15 protein-coding genes are annotated in these 16,139 nt (G+C 68.8%); 11 read left to right on the forward strand and 4 right to left on the reverse strand.

All coding sequences use genetic code 11. The features are described 5' to 3' along the window. Positions 1-13: 13 nt before the first annotated feature. Entirely contained in the window at positions 14-745 is a 732-nt protein-coding gene (locus GLP40_RS26115) for an SDR family oxidoreductase (protein ID WP_154790646.1), read from the reverse strand. A 247-nt stretch (positions 746-992) separates the two neighbouring features. Here GLP40_RS26115 and GLP40_RS26120 point away from each other — a divergent pair, with 247 nt between their 5' ends. From GLP40_RS26120 to GLP40_RS26155, 8 genes are all read left to right on the forward strand, one after another. Then, positions 993-1,907, forward strand: a complete 915-nt coding sequence (locus tag GLP40_RS26120; protein ID WP_328290667.1) for a helix-turn-helix transcriptional regulator — start codon at positions 993-995, stop codon at positions 1,905-1,907. Between the two features lie 252 nt (positions 1,908-2,159). Further along, complete coding sequence (locus tag GLP40_RS26125; RefSeq protein WP_328290668.1) at positions 2,160-3,743, forward strand: ATP-binding protein; 1,584 nt, start codon at positions 2,160-2,162, stop codon at positions 3,741-3,743. Continuing rightward, a complete protein-coding gene (locus GLP40_RS26130) occupies positions 3,740-4,153 on the forward strand; it encodes a roadblock/LC7 domain-containing protein (protein ID WP_154790647.1) in 414 nt (137 codons plus the stop codon). The genes GLP40_RS26125 and GLP40_RS26130 overlap by 4 nt, the downstream gene beginning before the upstream one ends. Further along, complete coding sequence (locus tag GLP40_RS26135) at positions 4,150-4,503, forward strand: DUF742 domain-containing protein (RefSeq protein ID WP_328290669.1); 354 nt, start codon at positions 4,150-4,152, stop codon at positions 4,501-4,503. Before GLP40_RS26130 ends, GLP40_RS26135 begins: the two co-directional genes overlap by 4 nt. 52 nt (positions 4,504-4,555) lie before the next feature. Then, complete coding sequence (locus GLP40_RS26140) at positions 4,556-5,086, forward strand: GTP-binding protein (RefSeq protein WP_154790722.1); 531 nt, start codon at positions 4,556-4,558, stop codon at positions 5,084-5,086. Next, positions 5,083-6,348, forward strand: a complete 1,266-nt coding sequence (locus GLP40_RS26145) for a cytochrome P450 (RefSeq protein ID WP_154790648.1) — start codon at positions 5,083-5,085, stop codon at positions 6,346-6,348. The genes GLP40_RS26140 and GLP40_RS26145 overlap by 4 nt, the downstream gene beginning before the upstream one ends. Positions 6,349-6,383: 35 nt before the next feature. Then, positions 6,384-7,571, forward strand: a complete 1,188-nt coding sequence (locus GLP40_RS26150) for a cytochrome P450 family protein (protein WP_154790649.1) — start codon at positions 6,384-6,386, stop codon at positions 7,569-7,571. Positions 7,572-7,797: 226 nt separating this feature from the next. After that, on the forward strand, positions 7,798-8,061 hold the full coding sequence (locus GLP40_RS26155) for a GlsB/YeaQ/YmgE family stress response membrane protein (RefSeq protein ID WP_154790650.1): 264 nt from the start codon (positions 7,798-7,800) through the stop codon (positions 8,059-8,061). A gap of 177 nt (positions 8,062-8,238) precedes the next feature. On the opposite strand, the gene GLP40_RS26160 is transcribed toward GLP40_RS26155, so the two are convergent. Then, entirely contained in the window at positions 8,239-9,741 is a 1,503-nt protein-coding gene (locus GLP40_RS26160) for a PucR family transcriptional regulator (RefSeq protein ID WP_154790651.1), read from the reverse strand. Positions 9,742-9,865: 124 nt separating this feature from the next. On the opposite strand from GLP40_RS26160, the gene gabT reads away from it, so the two are divergent. Together gabT and GLP40_RS26170 are read left to right on the forward strand one after the other, a co-directional pair. Then, positions 9,866-11,209 (forward strand): 4-aminobutyrate--2-oxoglutarate transaminase, encoded by a 1,344-nt coding sequence (gene gabT, locus GLP40_RS26165; protein ID WP_154790652.1) that lies wholly within the window; start codon positions 9,866-9,868, stop codon positions 11,207-11,209. A gap of 34 nt (positions 11,210-11,243) precedes the next feature. Beyond that, positions 11,244-12,698, forward strand: a complete 1,455-nt coding sequence (locus tag GLP40_RS26170; RefSeq protein WP_154790653.1) for an NAD-dependent succinate-semialdehyde dehydrogenase — start codon at positions 11,244-11,246, stop codon at positions 12,696-12,698. Between the two features lie 25 nt (positions 12,699-12,723). Here the strand turns inward: GLP40_RS26170 and GLP40_RS26175 are convergent, their stop codons facing one another. Then, the gene (locus GLP40_RS26175; protein ID WP_154790654.1) at positions 12,724-13,701 is read right to left on the reverse strand and encodes a zinc-binding dehydrogenase; all 978 of its coding nucleotides are present in this window, start codon (positions 13,699-13,701) and stop codon (positions 12,724-12,726) included. Between the two features lie 90 nt (positions 13,702-13,791). Next, the gene (locus GLP40_RS26180) at positions 13,792-14,382 is read right to left on the reverse strand and encodes a TetR/AcrR family transcriptional regulator (RefSeq protein WP_154790655.1); all 591 of its coding nucleotides are present in this window, start codon (positions 14,380-14,382) and stop codon (positions 13,792-13,794) included. A gap of 171 nt (positions 14,383-14,553) precedes the next feature. Here GLP40_RS26180 and GLP40_RS26185 point away from each other — a divergent pair, with 171 nt between their 5' ends. Further along, positions 14,554-16,050, forward strand: a complete 1,497-nt coding sequence (locus tag GLP40_RS26185; RefSeq protein WP_154790656.1) for a cytochrome P450 — start codon at positions 14,554-14,556, stop codon at positions 16,048-16,050. Positions 16,051-16,139 lie beyond the last annotated feature (89 nt).

Consider the following 16,139-nt stretch of genomic DNA (forward strand, 5'->3'; position numbering starts at 1 on the left):
AAAGTGATGGGGCTCAAATGATTCCGCCGTTCGCGCGAAGGGTCTGCCCGTTGACCCAGTGCCCGGCGGGAGAGGTGAGGAAGGCGACCACTTCGGCGACGTCCGCGGGTGTTCCGAGACGTTCCAGCGGTGGCTGGGAGGCCAGCCGGGCGACGGTGTCGGCGTCCTTGCCGTCCAGGAACAACTCGGTGGCGGTCGGCCCGGGAGCGACGGTGTTCACGGTGACATCACGTCCGCGCAGCTCCCGGGCCAGGATCAAGGTCAATGCCTCGACGGCGCCCTTGCTGGCGGCATAGGCCGCGTAGCCCGGCATCGCCAGACCCAGCACCGAACTGGACAGGGTCACCAGCGCTCCACCGCCGCGCAGTCGCCGCGCCGCCTGCTGGGCCACCACGAAAGTGCCGCGCGCGTTGGTGCGATACATCCGATCCAGAACCGACAGGTCCAAGTCCGCTACGGGAGCCAGGGTCATGATTCCAGCGGCGTTGACCACCACGTCCAGCCCGCCGAACCGTGCCTCAGCGGTGTCGAACACCGCCGCCATCGCGGCTTCGTCGGCCACGTCGCCGCGGACCGGGATCGCGGTACCGCCCGCGGTGGTGATCTCCGCGACGGTGGCGTCGGCCGCTGCCGCGTTGCCGGCGTAATTCACGACCACGGCATACTTTTCGGCCGCCAACCGCAGTGCGATCGCGCGGCCGATGCCGCGGGAGCCGCCGGTCACGAGTGCCACTCGAGTGGTCATGGGGTTGGTCCTTCCGTGGGGTTCGTTGTGGTGCCGACAACGATCCCGCCGCTGGAAGTCTGGAGCCAGAGTGCCGCTCACCCTGGGGTCGTCACCCCCTGGATAACGATGGCCGCACCGGCCGACCCCGGAGGAGGACACGGCATACCAGCCGGTATCGACGTTTCATGTCGGTGGTGGGGGTGCACGGCCGATCTGCCACATCCCGCTCCCAGGTACCGGGCGGCCGACCGGCTGGTGTCCATCCGTGCCGCCGAGCACCGCCGGCGCCCTGACAGGAGTGCCGGACCTGGTCGGACATGCCAGGATCGGCGTTGTGGACCGCAATGAACTCGGATCGTTCCTGAAATCTCGGCGCGACAGGATCCGCCCAGCCGACGTCGGGCTGCCGCCCGGTACGCGGCGACGGGTTCCAGGATTGCGGCGCGACGAGGTGGCCGTGCTGGCGGGCATGTCCGGCGACTACTACGTCGAATTGGAGCAGGGCAAGGGAGCTCGCCCGTCGGAGCAGATGCTGGCGGTGCTCGCGCGGACTCTGCGGTTGACCGACGACGAACGCGACTACCTTTTCCACCTGTGCGATTACGCGCCCCCACGCACGGTCGCGTCGTATCGGGTCAATCCACGACTGGCCGACCTGCTGGGCAAACTCGACGACACCCCTGCCCTGGTCATCACCGACCTGCATGAAGTCCTCGCCCAAAACGCCCTCGCCGTGGCGCTGTTGGGCCGACACGAACTCGGGCCCTGGCCGCACGGCAGCTTCGCCTACCACTGGTTCGCTCATCCTGACCAACGCGGCGTCTACCCGGCCGACGATCACGCCTATCACTCGCGGGTGTTCTGTTCGGACCTGCGCGCCGCCATCGCCCGCCGCGGCGGCGAGGCACGCGATCTGATGGCAGGGCTCCGGGCGATCAGCCCCGAATTCGCGCGCCTCTGGGACAACCACGACGTGGAAGTCCGCCACAGCACCCGCAAACGCATCGTCCATCCCGCCCACGGTGTCATCGAGCTCTACTGCAACAACATCCCCACCGACGACGGCACCCAACGCCTGCTCTGGTTCTCGCCCACCCCAAACAACGATTCCGCCCGGCAACTCGCCGCCCTCGTCCCCGGCACGATCGGCGTCCTCGCACCCGCCGAGCTCTACGCCTGACCCGAACACAGGGCATCCTCCCCACACATCGAGAGCGGTTCTCGGCATCGGCGGTTGCGCCGGATTTGTCGTCGGGATCCGCTCGGGCGGCTGCACGGCTCGGGTAGCGCCGACCGCCCCGGACGCTTATGCTGCCTCCGGCAGATCCGAATCCGCTTGCCGGTCCGGGCATTTGGCACGGTTCCCGCATGCGGTGTGGTCGGGGGTATCGGGGCGTTCGCCCTGGTTGACGTCGGTGCGGAAGTACGGAGCGTGTCGGAATCAGTGAATCCGCCGAACGGGGAGCAGCAGACCGTTCGGCGTCAACGTCCGCCCTATTCGACAACGGTCGGATCGCTGGTCGTCACCGCGGCCGCGGTGACGGTCGCGGTTTTCCTCTCCCCCACCGAATTCCGGGTGCCGCTGGCCATCGGCGCGAGCGTGGCGGCGCTATTGCTGATCGCCGCGACCACCGCGGCCGCGTACTACCGGGACCGGGTGGAGGTCGTGCGACAGGAGGCGCGCGCCTATACCGCACGGGCCGATGCCCATGTGGCCGCGACCATGTCCGCCGCTCAGGCGCGAATCACCGAGTCCGAGGCGAGGATTCACGGGATGCGCGAGCAAGCGGCCGAACAGGCCCGGGCGGCCAAGGAGAGCGAGAACCGCCGGGCCGCCGCCATGGCCGCGTTCGCCGGCGCCGCGGGCCGCATGCAGGCCATGAGCACCAGCATGCTGGCGGAGCTGCGTGAGATGGAGCACCGGCACGCCGACCCGAAGGTGCTGGCCGACCTGCTGGAACTGGACCACCGCACCGCTCAGGCGGGCCGTCTGGCCGACAGCATCGCGGTGCTCAGCGGCGCGCGCTCGGGCCGCCGCTGGGCCAAACCCATTGCCATGGAGTCGATCCTGCGCGGCGCCATGGGCCGAGTCGCGGGCTACCAGCGGGTCCGTCTGCGCGCGATCACCGAGATCGCCGTCGCCGGCCACGCCGCCGAGGGCGTCATGCATGCGCTGGCCGAACTCCTCGACAACGCCTGCAACTTCTCCCCGCCCACCACCGAGGTGCACGTCTACGCCGCCGAAGTCCCGGCGGGCGTGGTGATCACCATCGAGGACTCGGGCCTGGTCATGAGCGAATCCGCGCTCCGCCGAGCCGAAACCGCCGTCTCCGGCGCCCGCGCCGCCTCCGACCTCTCCTCGCTCTCCGGCACCCGGCTGGGCCTGGCCGTGGTGGGCCACTTGGCCCGCAAACACGATCTCACCGTCAGCTACCGCCCGTCCGCCATCGGCGGCACCGCCGTGGTGGTCGTCATCCCGCGCGAACTCACCACCCGCCTCGAACGCCGAGCCGGCACTGTGAGCCGGCCTACCCCGGTGACCGCTCCGCAGCCCGCGGTGTACGCACCGGCAACCGAGCTCCCGGCGCCCGCCGCGGACGCGGAACCGGCGGAACCCCTCACCACCTCCTCTCTCGAACACCCGGCGCAACGACCGGCTATCGCCGCGGATGCCGATGTCGCAGGCGAGAAAGTCCAGCACACAACGACTTCCACGGGCCTGCCGAAGCGCCGCCGCGGCAGCACCCTGGCCGCCGTCCACCCGGACGGACTGGCCGGCCCCGCAGAACCTCCCACACGGCGTGCGCCCGCCACCCCCTCGGCCATGGCCGCCTTCCAACGCGCCGTCAGCGGCCGCGACGGCGACGATCGCGAAACCTTCGGCGGCCCAATCGCTTCGCCGTTCACCGAGCTGTCAGCGACCAGACCTCCAACCGTCCCGGGGGGCGATGGCGGCCGCCAGTTCACCACGGGCTCATTCCCCGCCCCTACGACCCCCTCGGAGACCGATCGATGACACCGTCCGCCACACACCTGGGTTGGCTGTTGGAGCAGCTGCTGACGCGTACGCCGCGCGCGCGGCACGCGCTACTGCTGTCGGGGGACGGGTTGAAGATCTGCCACACGGCGGGCCTGGGCAACGACAGCGCGGATCAGCTGGCTGCGATCGCGGCTGGGATTCAGAGTCTTTCGCACGGGGCGTCGGTGGAGTTCGGGGACGGGCGGGGCGGGGTGCGCCAGTCGATGACCGAGTTCTACGGAGGGATCCTGTTCATCGTGGAGGCGGGGGTGGGGGCGCACATCGCGGTGGTCGCCGGGGAGGACGCCGATGCCGGGCTGGTCGGACACAATATGCGGGAGCTGGTCGAGCAGCTCGGCGAGCATTTGGCCGCCGCCCCGCGGGTGCCGGGAGCGAGCGTGTCGTGACCAGGCCAGACGAGGATCCGGACCGGCTGTACACCCTGACCGGCGGTCGCAGCCAACCGGATTCGGACGCCTTCGATCTGGTGACCCTGGTGGTGAGCGAATGCGATCCAGTCCGCGGCATGCAGTCCGAACATGCCGCCATCCTCGATATGTGCCGCGCGCCGACCGCGGTGGTGGAGATCGCGGCCGAGCTGCGGCTGCCGGTCGGCATCACCGTCATCCTGCTCTCGGACCTGCTGCACGCGGGCAGGATCACGGTGCGTCATCCGGATTACTCCGCGCGGCAATGGAATTGGCTGCCCGATACCGACACGCTGGAAAAGGTGCTCGTTGGACTCCGCAAGCTTTGACACCCGTCCGGCCCGCGCCGACGCCCCGCTGCACGCCGATGCCCGCCAGGGCATGAAGATCGTGATCGTGGGCGGTTTCGGCGTCGGCAAGACCACCATGGTGCGCTCGATCAGCGAGATCCGCCCGCTCGATACCGAGGCGACCATGACCCAGGCCGGCCAGGGCGTCGACGATCCGGCGGGCGTACCCGGAAAGTCCACCACCACGGTGGCTTTCGACTTCGGCCGCATCACCATCGACAACGAGCATGTGCTGTACCTGTTCGGCGCGCCGGGCCAGGAGCGCTTCTGGTTCCTGTGGGACCGGCTGTTCGCGGGCGCGCTCGGGGCCATCGTGCTGGTGGATCAACGCCGCATCGCCGACTCCTGGTACGCCATCGACCGGCTCGAGCATCAGCGCACGCCGTTCATCGTGGCGTGCAACACCTTCGGCCCGGGTCCGTCGATGCCGGAGGTGCGGGATGCGCTGGATCTGGATCCGCACATCCCCCTGATCGACTGCGATGCCCGCGTCCGCGAATCCTGCAAGAACGTCCTGATCACCCTGGTCGAATACCTCTATCATCCGGAGACCGTGTCATGAGCTCGCCCGCGTCCGGCGGCGGATGCCCCGTACCGCACGAGCCGGGAGTCGTGCCACTGAGCGGCCCCCGCTTCCATACCGACCCGCACTCCCTCTATCGCGAAATGCGCCGCGACCACGGGCCGGTGGCCGCGGTCGAGCTGCTCGGCGGGATTCCGGCCTGGCTGGTGCTGGGGTACCGGGAGATGCATCAGGTCACCAGTTCTCCGGAACTGTTCCCCCGCGATGTCAGCCTGTGGAACCAGTGGCCGAACATTCCCGCCGACTGGCCGCTGCTGCCCATGGTCGGTACGCCCATACCGTCGATCTACTTCACGGCGGGCGCTGAGCACCGGCGGCATCTGGCGATGGTGGAACCGGCGCTGGAGTCGGTGGATCCGTTCGAATTGCGCCGTGTCTGTGAGGCTTTGGCCGATAGACTGATCGACTCCTTCTGCGGTCGCGGCGAGGCCGACCTGGTTGCCGATTTCGCCGAACCGCTGCCGGTGCTCGTGCTGGCCTGGCTGCTGGGCCTGCCGGACGCGGAGGGCCCGAGCCTGGCGCGGGTCATGAAGCTGCTGGCCGACGGCGGCGCCGACGCCCAGGCCGCGCATCTGCAGTTCATGCAGCACATGCAGCATCTGCTGGCGGTGAAGAAGGCCACGCCGGGCGATGATCTGGTCTCCCGCATGCTCGCCTTCCCCATGCCGTTCACCGACGAGGAGTACGTCAACGACCTGATGGCCGTCACCGCCGCGGGTCATCTGCCGACGGCGGGCTGGCTGATCAACTCGGTGTGTCTGATGCTCACCGACGACCGTTTCGCCGCCGCGCTGGGCGGCGGCCGGCGCAGCGTCGACCAGGCCATGAACGAGGTGCTGTGGGAGGACGCGCCCACCTCGATCCTGGCCGGGCGCTGGGCGGCCCGCGATACCCGCTTGGCGGACAAGACGATCCGCGCGGGCGACATGCTGCTGCTCGGCCTGGGCGCGGCCAATACCGATCCGCACGTGCGCCAGGCGGTCGGCGATGCCGCCACCCACACCGGCAACAACGCGCATTTCGCGTTCAGTCACGGCGAATACCGCTGCCCGTTCCCGGCGCAGCAGATCGCCGAGATCGTGGCGCGCACCGGGATCGAGGTGCTGCTGGACCGGCTGCCGGATATCGATCTGGCGGTGCCCGCACAGAACCTGGTGCGACGGCCCTCGCCATTCCTGCGTGGAATGACTTCTCTTCCTGTTGTTTTCACTCCAGTTCGCGCTCTCGGAGGTTTCCAGTGAGTTCCCCATGCCCGCATGCCATCACTATCGATCCGATGGTGGGTGATCTGGCCGGCGAGACCACCCGCCTGCGCGCCGCCGGGGCGATCACCCGGATCGATCTGCTCGGCGCTCCCGCCTGGACGATCACCGACCACACCATCGCCCGCCAGTTGCTCACCGACACAAGGCTTGTCAAGGACATCAATGCCTGGAAGCTGTGGCAGGACGGTGTCGTCACCCGCCAGTGGCCGTTGATCGGCATGATCGACGCCGGCCGCTCCATGTTCACCGTGGACGGTCCGGAGCACCGCCGCCTGCGCATCAAGACCACCCAGGCGCTGACCCCGCGCCGCCTGGAAGACCTGCGCCCCAGCATCGAACGGCTCACCAAGGAGCTGCTCGACGACCTGGACGAGGCGGGCCGCGATGGCGCGGCGGTGGATCTCAAGCAGGTCTTCGCCTATCCGCTGCCCATGCGGGTGATCTCCGAGCTCATGGGTGTGCCGCGCGCCGATCACCCGATGCTGCTGGACTGGTACAAGAAGTTCTTCTCCATGGTCACCCCGCAGGACGAGCGCTTGCGGATCATCGAGGACATGGACGTCTACTTCACCGAGATGGTCCGCCGCAAGACCGCCGAGCCCGCCGACGATCTCACCAGCGCGTTCATCCTGGCCGACGAGGGCGGCGAGCCGCTCACCGAGGAGGAGGTGGTCGGCAACCTCAAGGCGCTGGTCGCCGCCGGGCACGAGACCACGGTGAGCCTGATCCTGAATACGGTGCGCGCCTTGCTGACTCGGCCCGAACAGTTGGCCCGGGTGCGCGCGGACGAGGTGGAATGGAAGCAGGTGATCGAGGAGACGCTGCGCTGGGACGGCCCGGTCACGCATCTGCTCATGCGCTTCGCCACCGAGGACATCACGGTGGGTGACACGGTGATCGAGCGGGGTGAGGGCGTGGTCATGTCCTACCGCGCCATCGGCCGCGACACCGCCGTCTTCGGGGAGGACGCCGACGAGTTCGACATCACCCGGCCGACGGCGCACCGCAATATCTCCTTCGGCTACGGCCCGCACATCTGCCCGGGCGCGGCGCTGGCCCGCCTCGAAGCGGCCATCGCCCTGCCCGCGCTGTTCGACCGGTTCCCGCGGCTGCGGCTGGCCACGCCGGTCGAGGAGATCGTGAACCTTCCGGTCATGACCCAGAACGACGTCGCCGCCATGCCGATCCATCTGGCCTGAGGCCGCCGCGGGTGGGTCGGGGACGCATGCCGGACTCGGCCCACCTCCGGAACACATCGGTCTTCTCCGCGGATCCCGGCGTCGGTGTGGGTTTCGCTGCCCGAGATTGCGGTATTTCAACCCCCGAACGGGGCGAAACGGGCACGCTGATGTATTGCGACACGCTCATTTCGGCCATCGGCCCTGCTACCTTCATGGAGCGGTACCTAAAGGCAAGGAGCATGCCATGGGCATCATCACGATGATCATCATCGGCCTCATCGCGGGCGCGATCGCCCGCTTCCTGGTCCCCGGCAAGGAGGACTTCGGCATCATCTGGACCATCGTGCTCGGCATCATCGGCGGTTATGTCGGCGGCACCCTGGGCAGCCTGGTCTTCGCCCCGCACAAGTTCAGCGTCCATCCCCCGGTCCAGCACACCTTCCTCGGCGCCATCATCGGCGCCATCGTGGTGCTGGTCATCTACAAGTGGATCCGAGCCCGCGTCTGAATCGCTACCGCACAACCGGATACGCAGGGCGGGGCCGCGCAATCGCGGCCCCGCTCTGTTGTGTCGACAGCCTTGCGCGTGATGAGGGGTCCGCACAATCCCGCCGTCACCACGGCACCTTCGGCCGCAGGTGGTCCACGCCCCGATGACCGCGGCGCCCCGGCACGAGCGGCCGGATCAGCCCGGCTCGGCCAGGAGGGACAGCAGCAGTTCGGCTCTGACGCGGGCATTGTCGAGGTCCCGGTCGAGGAGTTCGGCGACGGTGGTGATGCGTTTGCGGAGGGTGTGGCGGTGGACGCCGAGGGCGGCGGCCGCGGATTCCCATTGGCCGTTGGACTCGAGGAAGGCGCGCAGCGAGCCGAGGAGATCGGTGTGGTGGCGGCGATCGTGGTCGATCACCGGGGTGAGGGTGGTACGGGCCATGGCGCCGAGGACTTCCCGGGTGGCCGGAAAGGACAGCAGGGTCAGGGTGGTGAAATCGGTGGGCGGGCCGCCGCGTTCGGCGGCCGCGGCGGCCAGACGCGCGGCCTCGGCGGCAGCGCGGAGTTCACGCGGCGGGTGGGGGCCGCTGACGCCCAGACGGACGAGCATTCGTGTGCCACCCAGTGTTTCGGGCCGCACATTCTCGGGGACCGCGGAGTCGGCGGGTAGCACGAGCAGCGCGCGGTGCGAATCCTGGTGCAGGAACAGCGGATGGCCGGACGCGAGCACGGCGGCGGAGAGGGCCGCGGTCGCGATGTCGACGGCATCCGGCGAATCACAGTCGGCCACCAGGACTTTGATGCGACCCTGCGCATCGGCCGCTGATTCGAGCTGCTCCCACGCCGCAGCCGGATCGACCGGCACGCCGAGCAGCAGGCCCAATGCCTGAGCATTGAGCCGACGCTGCGCCTCGTGCAGCCGGTCCGGCTTCTCGAAGTCCAGGGCCAGCAGGGAATTGGCGTGGCCGAGCAGGATCTGGTCCACGTGCCCGAGCGGGGCATCGCCGATCACGACCAGGTCACCGTGGTAGCGGCGGCCCACACCGATGCGCTGATGGGTGATCGCGCCGAAGCAGTCGGTCCGGACTCCCGCCCCGGCCGGGCCGTGGGAGAGCAGGGTTCGCACCTCGGCGAGCAGCTCGGGCCCGGGTTGGGTTGGGTGACAGTCGATCACCGTCCCGGCCGGGTCCAGCACCATTACCGTCGCGCCCAGCGAACTCGCCAGTTCTCGCACGATCGCACCGCTTCCGGACCTGATCAGGGCCCGGGTCATGCGAGGCTGGGCGCGGCCGGCACGCAGCACGGCGTCGTATCGGAGTTCGGCGATTCGGGCCGACACCTGTTTGACGATGGCCGCGAACGCTGTCGGGAGTGGGACCTCGAACAGGGGGATGCCGATCTCGTCGGCGGCGGCGATCAGTTCCGGGGGCACCTCGTCGTGGGTGAGGCCGGTGCCGAGGCCGATACCCGCCACACCACAGCGGTCCAGCCCACGCACGTACTCCGTTCGCCCCGGCCCGTCGGCGGGCAGGCGCATGCCCGTGGTGAGAACCAGTTCGCCGCCGGAGAGCCACCGGAACGGGCTCTGGAGTTCGGTGGTGACGACCAGGTCGATCTCGCGGCGGACACCGGCGGATCCGCCGCGCAGCCGGAGCGCGAGGTCGGGCTGGGCCAATACCCAGCCAATGGAAACGGACATCCGGCGCAGTGTACAGACTGTCGATTCCAGCACGGCGTGTTGTCCAATTCGGCACCGGGAATCGTGGGATTCATACCGCAGACTGGTGATCGGTGCCACCGACCCCGGAACGGGAGACTCCGCCATGACCTCGATCGACTATCGCCTGCCCCAGCGTCGCGTTCTCGTCACCGCCCTGCCCGGTCCACGCTCCGCGGCCCTGACCGCTCGGCGGCAGGCGGCCGTGGCGGCCGGCGTGGGGTCGGCGGCGCCCGTGTACGCGGCCGATGTCGACGGCGGGGTCATCGTGGATGTGGACGGGAACTCGCTGATCGATCTGGGGTCAGGGGTCGCGGTCACCTCGGTGGGCGCGTCCCATCCGCGGGTAGTGGCGGCTATCGCCGAGCAGGCCGAACGGTTCACGCACACCTGCTTCATGGTGACGCCCTACGAGGGTTATGTGCGCGTGGCCGAGGAGCTGGCCGCTCTCACCCCGGGCGGCTTCGACAAGCGGACCGCGCTGTTCAACTCGGGTGCGGAGGCGGTGGAGAACGCGGTGAAGGTGGCGCGGCTGGCCACCGGCCGCCCGGCGGTGGTCGCATTCGATCACGCCTTTCACGGACGCACCAACCTGACCATGGCGCTGACCGCGAAATCCATGCCCTACAAGGCGCATTTCGGCCCGTTCGCGCCGGAGATCCACCGCATGCCCCTGTCGTACCCGTACCGCGACGAGGCCGGCCTGACCGGGGAACAGGCGGCGCGGCGGGCGATTTCGCGGATCGAGGTGCAGATCGGGGCCGATTCGGTGGCCGCGATCGTCATCGAGCCCATCCAGGGCGAGGGGGGCTTCATCGTGCCCGCCCCGGGATTCCTCGCCACGCTGGCTCAGTGGGCGCGCGAGCGCGGGGTGGTGTTCATCGCCGATGAGGTGCAGACCGGATTCGCCCGCACCGGAGCCTGGTTCGCGAGTGAACACGAGGGCATCGAGCCCGACATCGTCGCCATGGCCAAGGGGATCGCGGGCGGCATGCCGTTGTCGGCCATCACCGGCCGGGCCGAGCTGTTGGATCGAGTGCATGCGGGCGGGCTGGGCGGCACCTACGGCGGCAATCCGGTGGCGTGCGCGGCGGCGCTGGCCGGCATCGAGGTGATGCGGTCCCTGGATCTCCCGGCGCGGGCGCGGGCCATCGAGACGGCCGTCGTGCCGCGGCTGCGGGAATTGGCCGCGGACACCGACGTGATCGGGGATGTGCGGGGCCGGGGCGCGATGCTCGCCGTCGAATTCATCCGGCCCGGCACCGACGCACCCGATCCGCAGCTCGCCAACGCCATTGCCGCCGAGGCGCTCTCGCGCGGCGTGGTGCTGCTCACCTGCGGCACCTATGGAAACGTCATCCGGCTGCTGCCCCCGCTGGTGATCGGCGACGAGTTGCTCGCCGACGGGATCGGCGTGCTGGCCGAGGTGGTGCGGGATCTGACCCGCTGAGTTCGAAATCCGTTGAGTATGAGGAGAACGTGCAATGCGTGATGCGGTCGAGCTGCTGGCGGCTGTGCCGACCGGACTGTGGATCGGCGGTGCACAGGTCGCCGCGAGCGACGGCGCGACCTTCCCCGTGCACGATCCGGCGACCGGTGAGGTTCTCGTCGAGGTGGCCGATGCCACCCCCGACGACGGCGCGCGGGCGCTGGACGCCGCGGTGGCGGCGCAGGTCGGCTGGGCGGCCACCCCGGCCCGCGAGCGGGCCGAGATCCTGCGCCGCGCCTGGGAGCTGGTGATGGCACGCCGCGACGACTTCGCCCTGCTGATGACCCTGGAAATGGGCAAGCCGCTGGCCGAGGCACAGGGCGAGGTCGTCTATGGCGGCGAATTCCTGCGCTGGTTCGGCGAGGAGGCGGTGCGGATCAATGGCCGGTACACGCTCTCGCCGTCCGGGAGCGGTCGCGTCCTGGTGGCCAAGCAGCCCGTCGGGCCGACGCTGGCCATCACCCCGTGGAACTTCCCGCTCGCCATGGGCACCCGCAAGATCGCGCCCGCCTTCGCGGCCGGCTGCACCATGGTGGTCAAACCCGCCGCCGAGACTCCGCTGACCATGCTGCTGCTGGGTGAGGTCTTCGCCGAGGCCGGGCTGCCCGCGGGTGTGCTGTCGATCCTGCCGACGTCACGGGCGGCCCGCCTGACCTATCCGATGTTCGACGACGATCGGCTGCGCAAGGTGACCTTCACCGGCTCCACGCCGGTTGGCAAAGTCCTACTGGCGCAATCGGCTTCGCGGGTGCTGCGCACCTCCATGGAGCTCGGCGGCAATGCGCCGTTCGTGGTGTTCGACGACGCCGATCTGGATGCCGCGGTGGACGGGGCCATGGTCGCCAAGATGCGCAATATCGGTGAGGCGTGCACGGCCGCCAACCGGTTCCATGTCGACCACGCGGTGCGCGAGGAGTTCACGGCGCGGCTGACCGAGCGCATGCGCGGACTGAAGATCGGGCCGGGTCGGCTGGACGGCGTGCAGGTCGGGCCGCTGATCACCGAGAAGCAGCGCGATTCGGTCGCGGAGCTGGTGGCGGACGCGGTCGCCAAGGGCGCGAAGGTGGCCACCGGCGGTGCCGCGGTGCCGGGTCCCGGCTGGTTCTACGAACCGACGGTGCTCACCGATGTCCCCGCCCACGCGCGCATCCTGCGAGAGGAAGTGTTCGGGCCGGTCGCCGCCGTCACCGGATTCGACGGCGAGGCGGCCGGTATCGCCGCGGCCAATGACACCGAATTCGGTTTGGCGGCATACATCTACACCCGGGACCTGGATCGGGCGCTGCGGGTGTCCGAGGCGCTGGAATCGGGAATGGTGGGCGTGAACCGCGGCATCATCTCCGATGTGGCGGCGCCGTTCGGCGGCGTGAAGCAGTCCGGGCTGGGCCGGGAGGCCGGGGTCGAGGGCATCGAGGAGTACTTGGAGACCAAATACATCGCGCTGCCGTAGCGGCATCCGGCCCCGGCCGGCCGGACTAACCGACGGCAACCGTCATTTTGCCGCCGGCGGTCCCGGACTCCATCACCTCGTGCGCCCGCACGATCTCGTCGAAGGTGAAGGTGCGCACCGGTTTCGCGTGGTACGCACCGGCTTCGGCCTTGGCGACGAGGTCCGCGAGCGGGACCGCCGAGAGCGGGAACCCGGGCGTCCCGAAGACGAAGCTGCCGAAGAAGGACAGCTGGACTCCGCTGGGCAGGTCGGCGATCGGGTCGAACTCCGGCACGGGGGCCAGGCCGCCGAGGAATCCGGCCTGGCAGACGCGACCGCGCGGTCGCACGGTCGCGACCGAATCACGCAGGACGGAGTTGCCGACGAGGTCCAGCAGGGCGTCGACGACGAGTCCGGCCGCGTGCACGCGCTCCAACAGGTTGCCGTCCTCGATGAGAACCTGTGCCGCACCGATCTTTTCGAGCATTGCCGCATTCGACTGCGATCGGGTGGTGGCGATGACGGTGGCCCCGAAGTCGGCGGCGATATTCACCGCCGCCTGTCCCAGTGAGGAGGTCGCGCCGCGCACCAGCACCGTCTCGCCGTCCGTGACGGCGAGATTGTCGTGCAGGGTGGTCCACGCGGTGGCGTAGACCTCCGGGATGGCGGCGAGATCGGTCCATTCCAGGGCGGTGTGGACCGGAACGACATTGCCCGCGGGCACGGTGACCAGCTCGGCGTAGGAGCCGTTGCGGGTGCGGCCCATGCCACCCATGATCGCGACGACCGGGGTCCCCGGGGCCAGCCTGCCCGAGGGGTCGGCGGCGACGACGCCCGCAGCTTCGATGCCGGTCACCTGGGCGACATCACCCCACTGCCCCGACCGCATGTAGGTTTCCGCGTGGTTGAGCCCGAAAGCCTTGACCTCGACCAGGATTTCCTCTGCGGCCGGCGCCGGATCGGGCAGTTCGGTCACGGTGAGCACCTCGGGCGCACCGTAGTGGGAGATGGTGATCGCCTTCATGGCATACCCTCATTCTTGAGTGAGTGTTCAAATATCGACGGGAAAGAAGGGCCGCCCACGAGGACGGCCCTGCAACGGTTTTCGCTGCGTCTATGTGGGCGAAAGCCCGGCGAAGACATTGTCGACGATCGCTCGCAACACCTGCTCGTCGGGATTCGCCTTGCCTACCACCATCAGCCCCTGCGAAGTGGCCACCAAGCCCTTCGCAACGGTGACGGGATCGACGTTCGATCGGATCTCCTTGCGAAGCACGGCATTCCGCAACGCGTTCCGCATCCGATCCTCCAAGCGCGCCAGATGCCCGCGCACCACGGCGGCTGCCGCGTCATCGGTGGCGGCGTTCTCGATGGCGGTGTTCACCAGCAGGCAGCCCATCCGGCCCTCCGGCGAGAGCAGGTCGGCCACCAGGCCATCGAAGTAGCCGCGCACCTGCGCCAGCGACGCGTTCGGATCATCGAGTTCGCCCAGTTTCCGAGGCACGATCAGATCCGAGTAGCGCCGTAGCGAGGCCAAGAACAGCGCGTGCTTGCCACCGGGGAAAGCGCTGTAGAGGCTGCCGGGTTTCACACCGGTCGCTTTGACCAGGTCTTCCACGGAGGTGGCTCGGTACCCGCGCTCCCAGAAGCGGCGCATGGCGGCATCCACCACGTCGTCGGGTTCGAATTCGCGAGTGCGGGCCATGGGTTCAAGATACTTGAATAGTTACTCAAGAATCAAGGGTGCAGTGACGACCGTACCGATACGCCCGGCCGACGCGATTGCGCCATATTCCCTGCGTGAACTCCTACTCTTCAGTAGCATTCGATTGTAAGCCCAACGGGGTGAACAACTTTCGATCGCACGGGGTGGTCCATGACAGCACCGGCAACAGGAAGCACCGAACTCCACCCGCCGCGGTGGCAGCCCGCGCCCATGCGCTGGCACAACACGCCGGTCACGTGGGGGCAATCGTGGCGGCTGGCGCTCGGGCTGCCCAAGCGGGTGCGGGAGCGCACCATCATGCAGTACCTGGCGGCCGATCTGCCCGGTCAGGACGATGTGCTGGTCGCGCGGCTGCCCATGGCGAAGTTCGTCATCGTGCGCAGTCCGGAGCTGGTGCGGCAGGTGCTGATCTCCAATCATGAGAACTATGTGCGCGGCGCCGAATTCGACATGCTCGCAGTGGTTTTCGGGCAGGGCCTGGTGACGCAGCGCGACGATCGGCTCTACCACCGCAACAAGCGGCTGGTGCAGCCGATCTTCGCGCGCAGCGCCATCGACCAGTTCGACGTGCCGATGGTCGAGGCGGCGCAGGAGACGGCCCGGCGGTTGCGGGAGGCCGGGAAGCCGGTCGACGTGGGTGTGGAGATGACCCGGCTGATGCTGGACATCGTGGCGCGCACCATGTTCGGCACCGATCTGAACGGTCCCATCTCGAAGATCAAGTTGAAGCGGCTGCTGAAGTTCTTCGGCGTGGGTGTGATCACCAATGTCAGCCGGACGCTGCGGCCGCTGTCCATGTGGGTGGTGCGGCGCACCGAGAAGCCGGAAAAACAAGCGGGATCACGGCTTCCGATTCGCGCCATGCGCGCCGCCTCCTGGATAGCCGCCCCGCACATCATGTTCGAGCTGCGGGGCATCGAGAACGCGGTCGCCGGAATCATCGCCGACCACCGTGAGGGACGCATCACGCGCAAGGACAATCTGCTCGGGCTGCTCATGGCGGCCACCGATCCCGAGACCGGGCACAGCTACACCGATCTCGAGATCCGAGATGAGCTCATGACGTTCATCGGCGCGGGCATGGAGACCTCCGCCACCGCGTTGACGTGGGTATGGAAGCTGCTCGCCGACCACCCCGCGGTACGGGAGCGCCTCTACGAGGAGCTGGGCACCGTGCTGGCCGGCCGCGTCCCCACCGCGGCCGACGTCGACAAGCTGGTGTGGACCAAGGCCATCTTCCTGGAGACGATGCGGCTGTACCCGCCGATCATGGCGTTCAGCAAGGTGGCGCTGGGTGAGGATGTGCTGGCCGGGTATCGCATCAAACCCGGCACCACGATCATGGTGAGCATGCACGGGGTGCACGGCAATCCCCGAATCTGGGACCGCGCGAGCGAATTCGATCCGACGCGCTATCTGCCGCAGAACATGACCCGGCCGCATCGGGAGGCGTCGCTGGCGTTCGGGGCGGGCAAGCGCATCTGCATCGCGCAGAACTTCGCCACCATGGAGGTGGTGCTCGCCATAGCCACCATCGCCCAGCAGCTGGATCTGTGCCTTGCCACGAATGAGCCCATCCGGCCGCAGCTTTCGTTCATCGGGGCGCCGGACAAGCCGCTGCTCATGCGGGCCGTGCCACGCCCCTGACCCTCAGCCGCTGACCCGACACTCCGGTTCCCGGCCCCCAGTGCCCGACGCACAGCCCGCCTGAGGCAGCACGGACTTCAGGTTTCGGC

It is taken from the genome of Nocardia aurantiaca (assembly GCF_009708175.1).
Lineage (GTDB): Bacteria > Actinomycetota > Actinomycetes > Mycobacteriales > Mycobacteriaceae > Nocardia > Nocardia aurantiaca.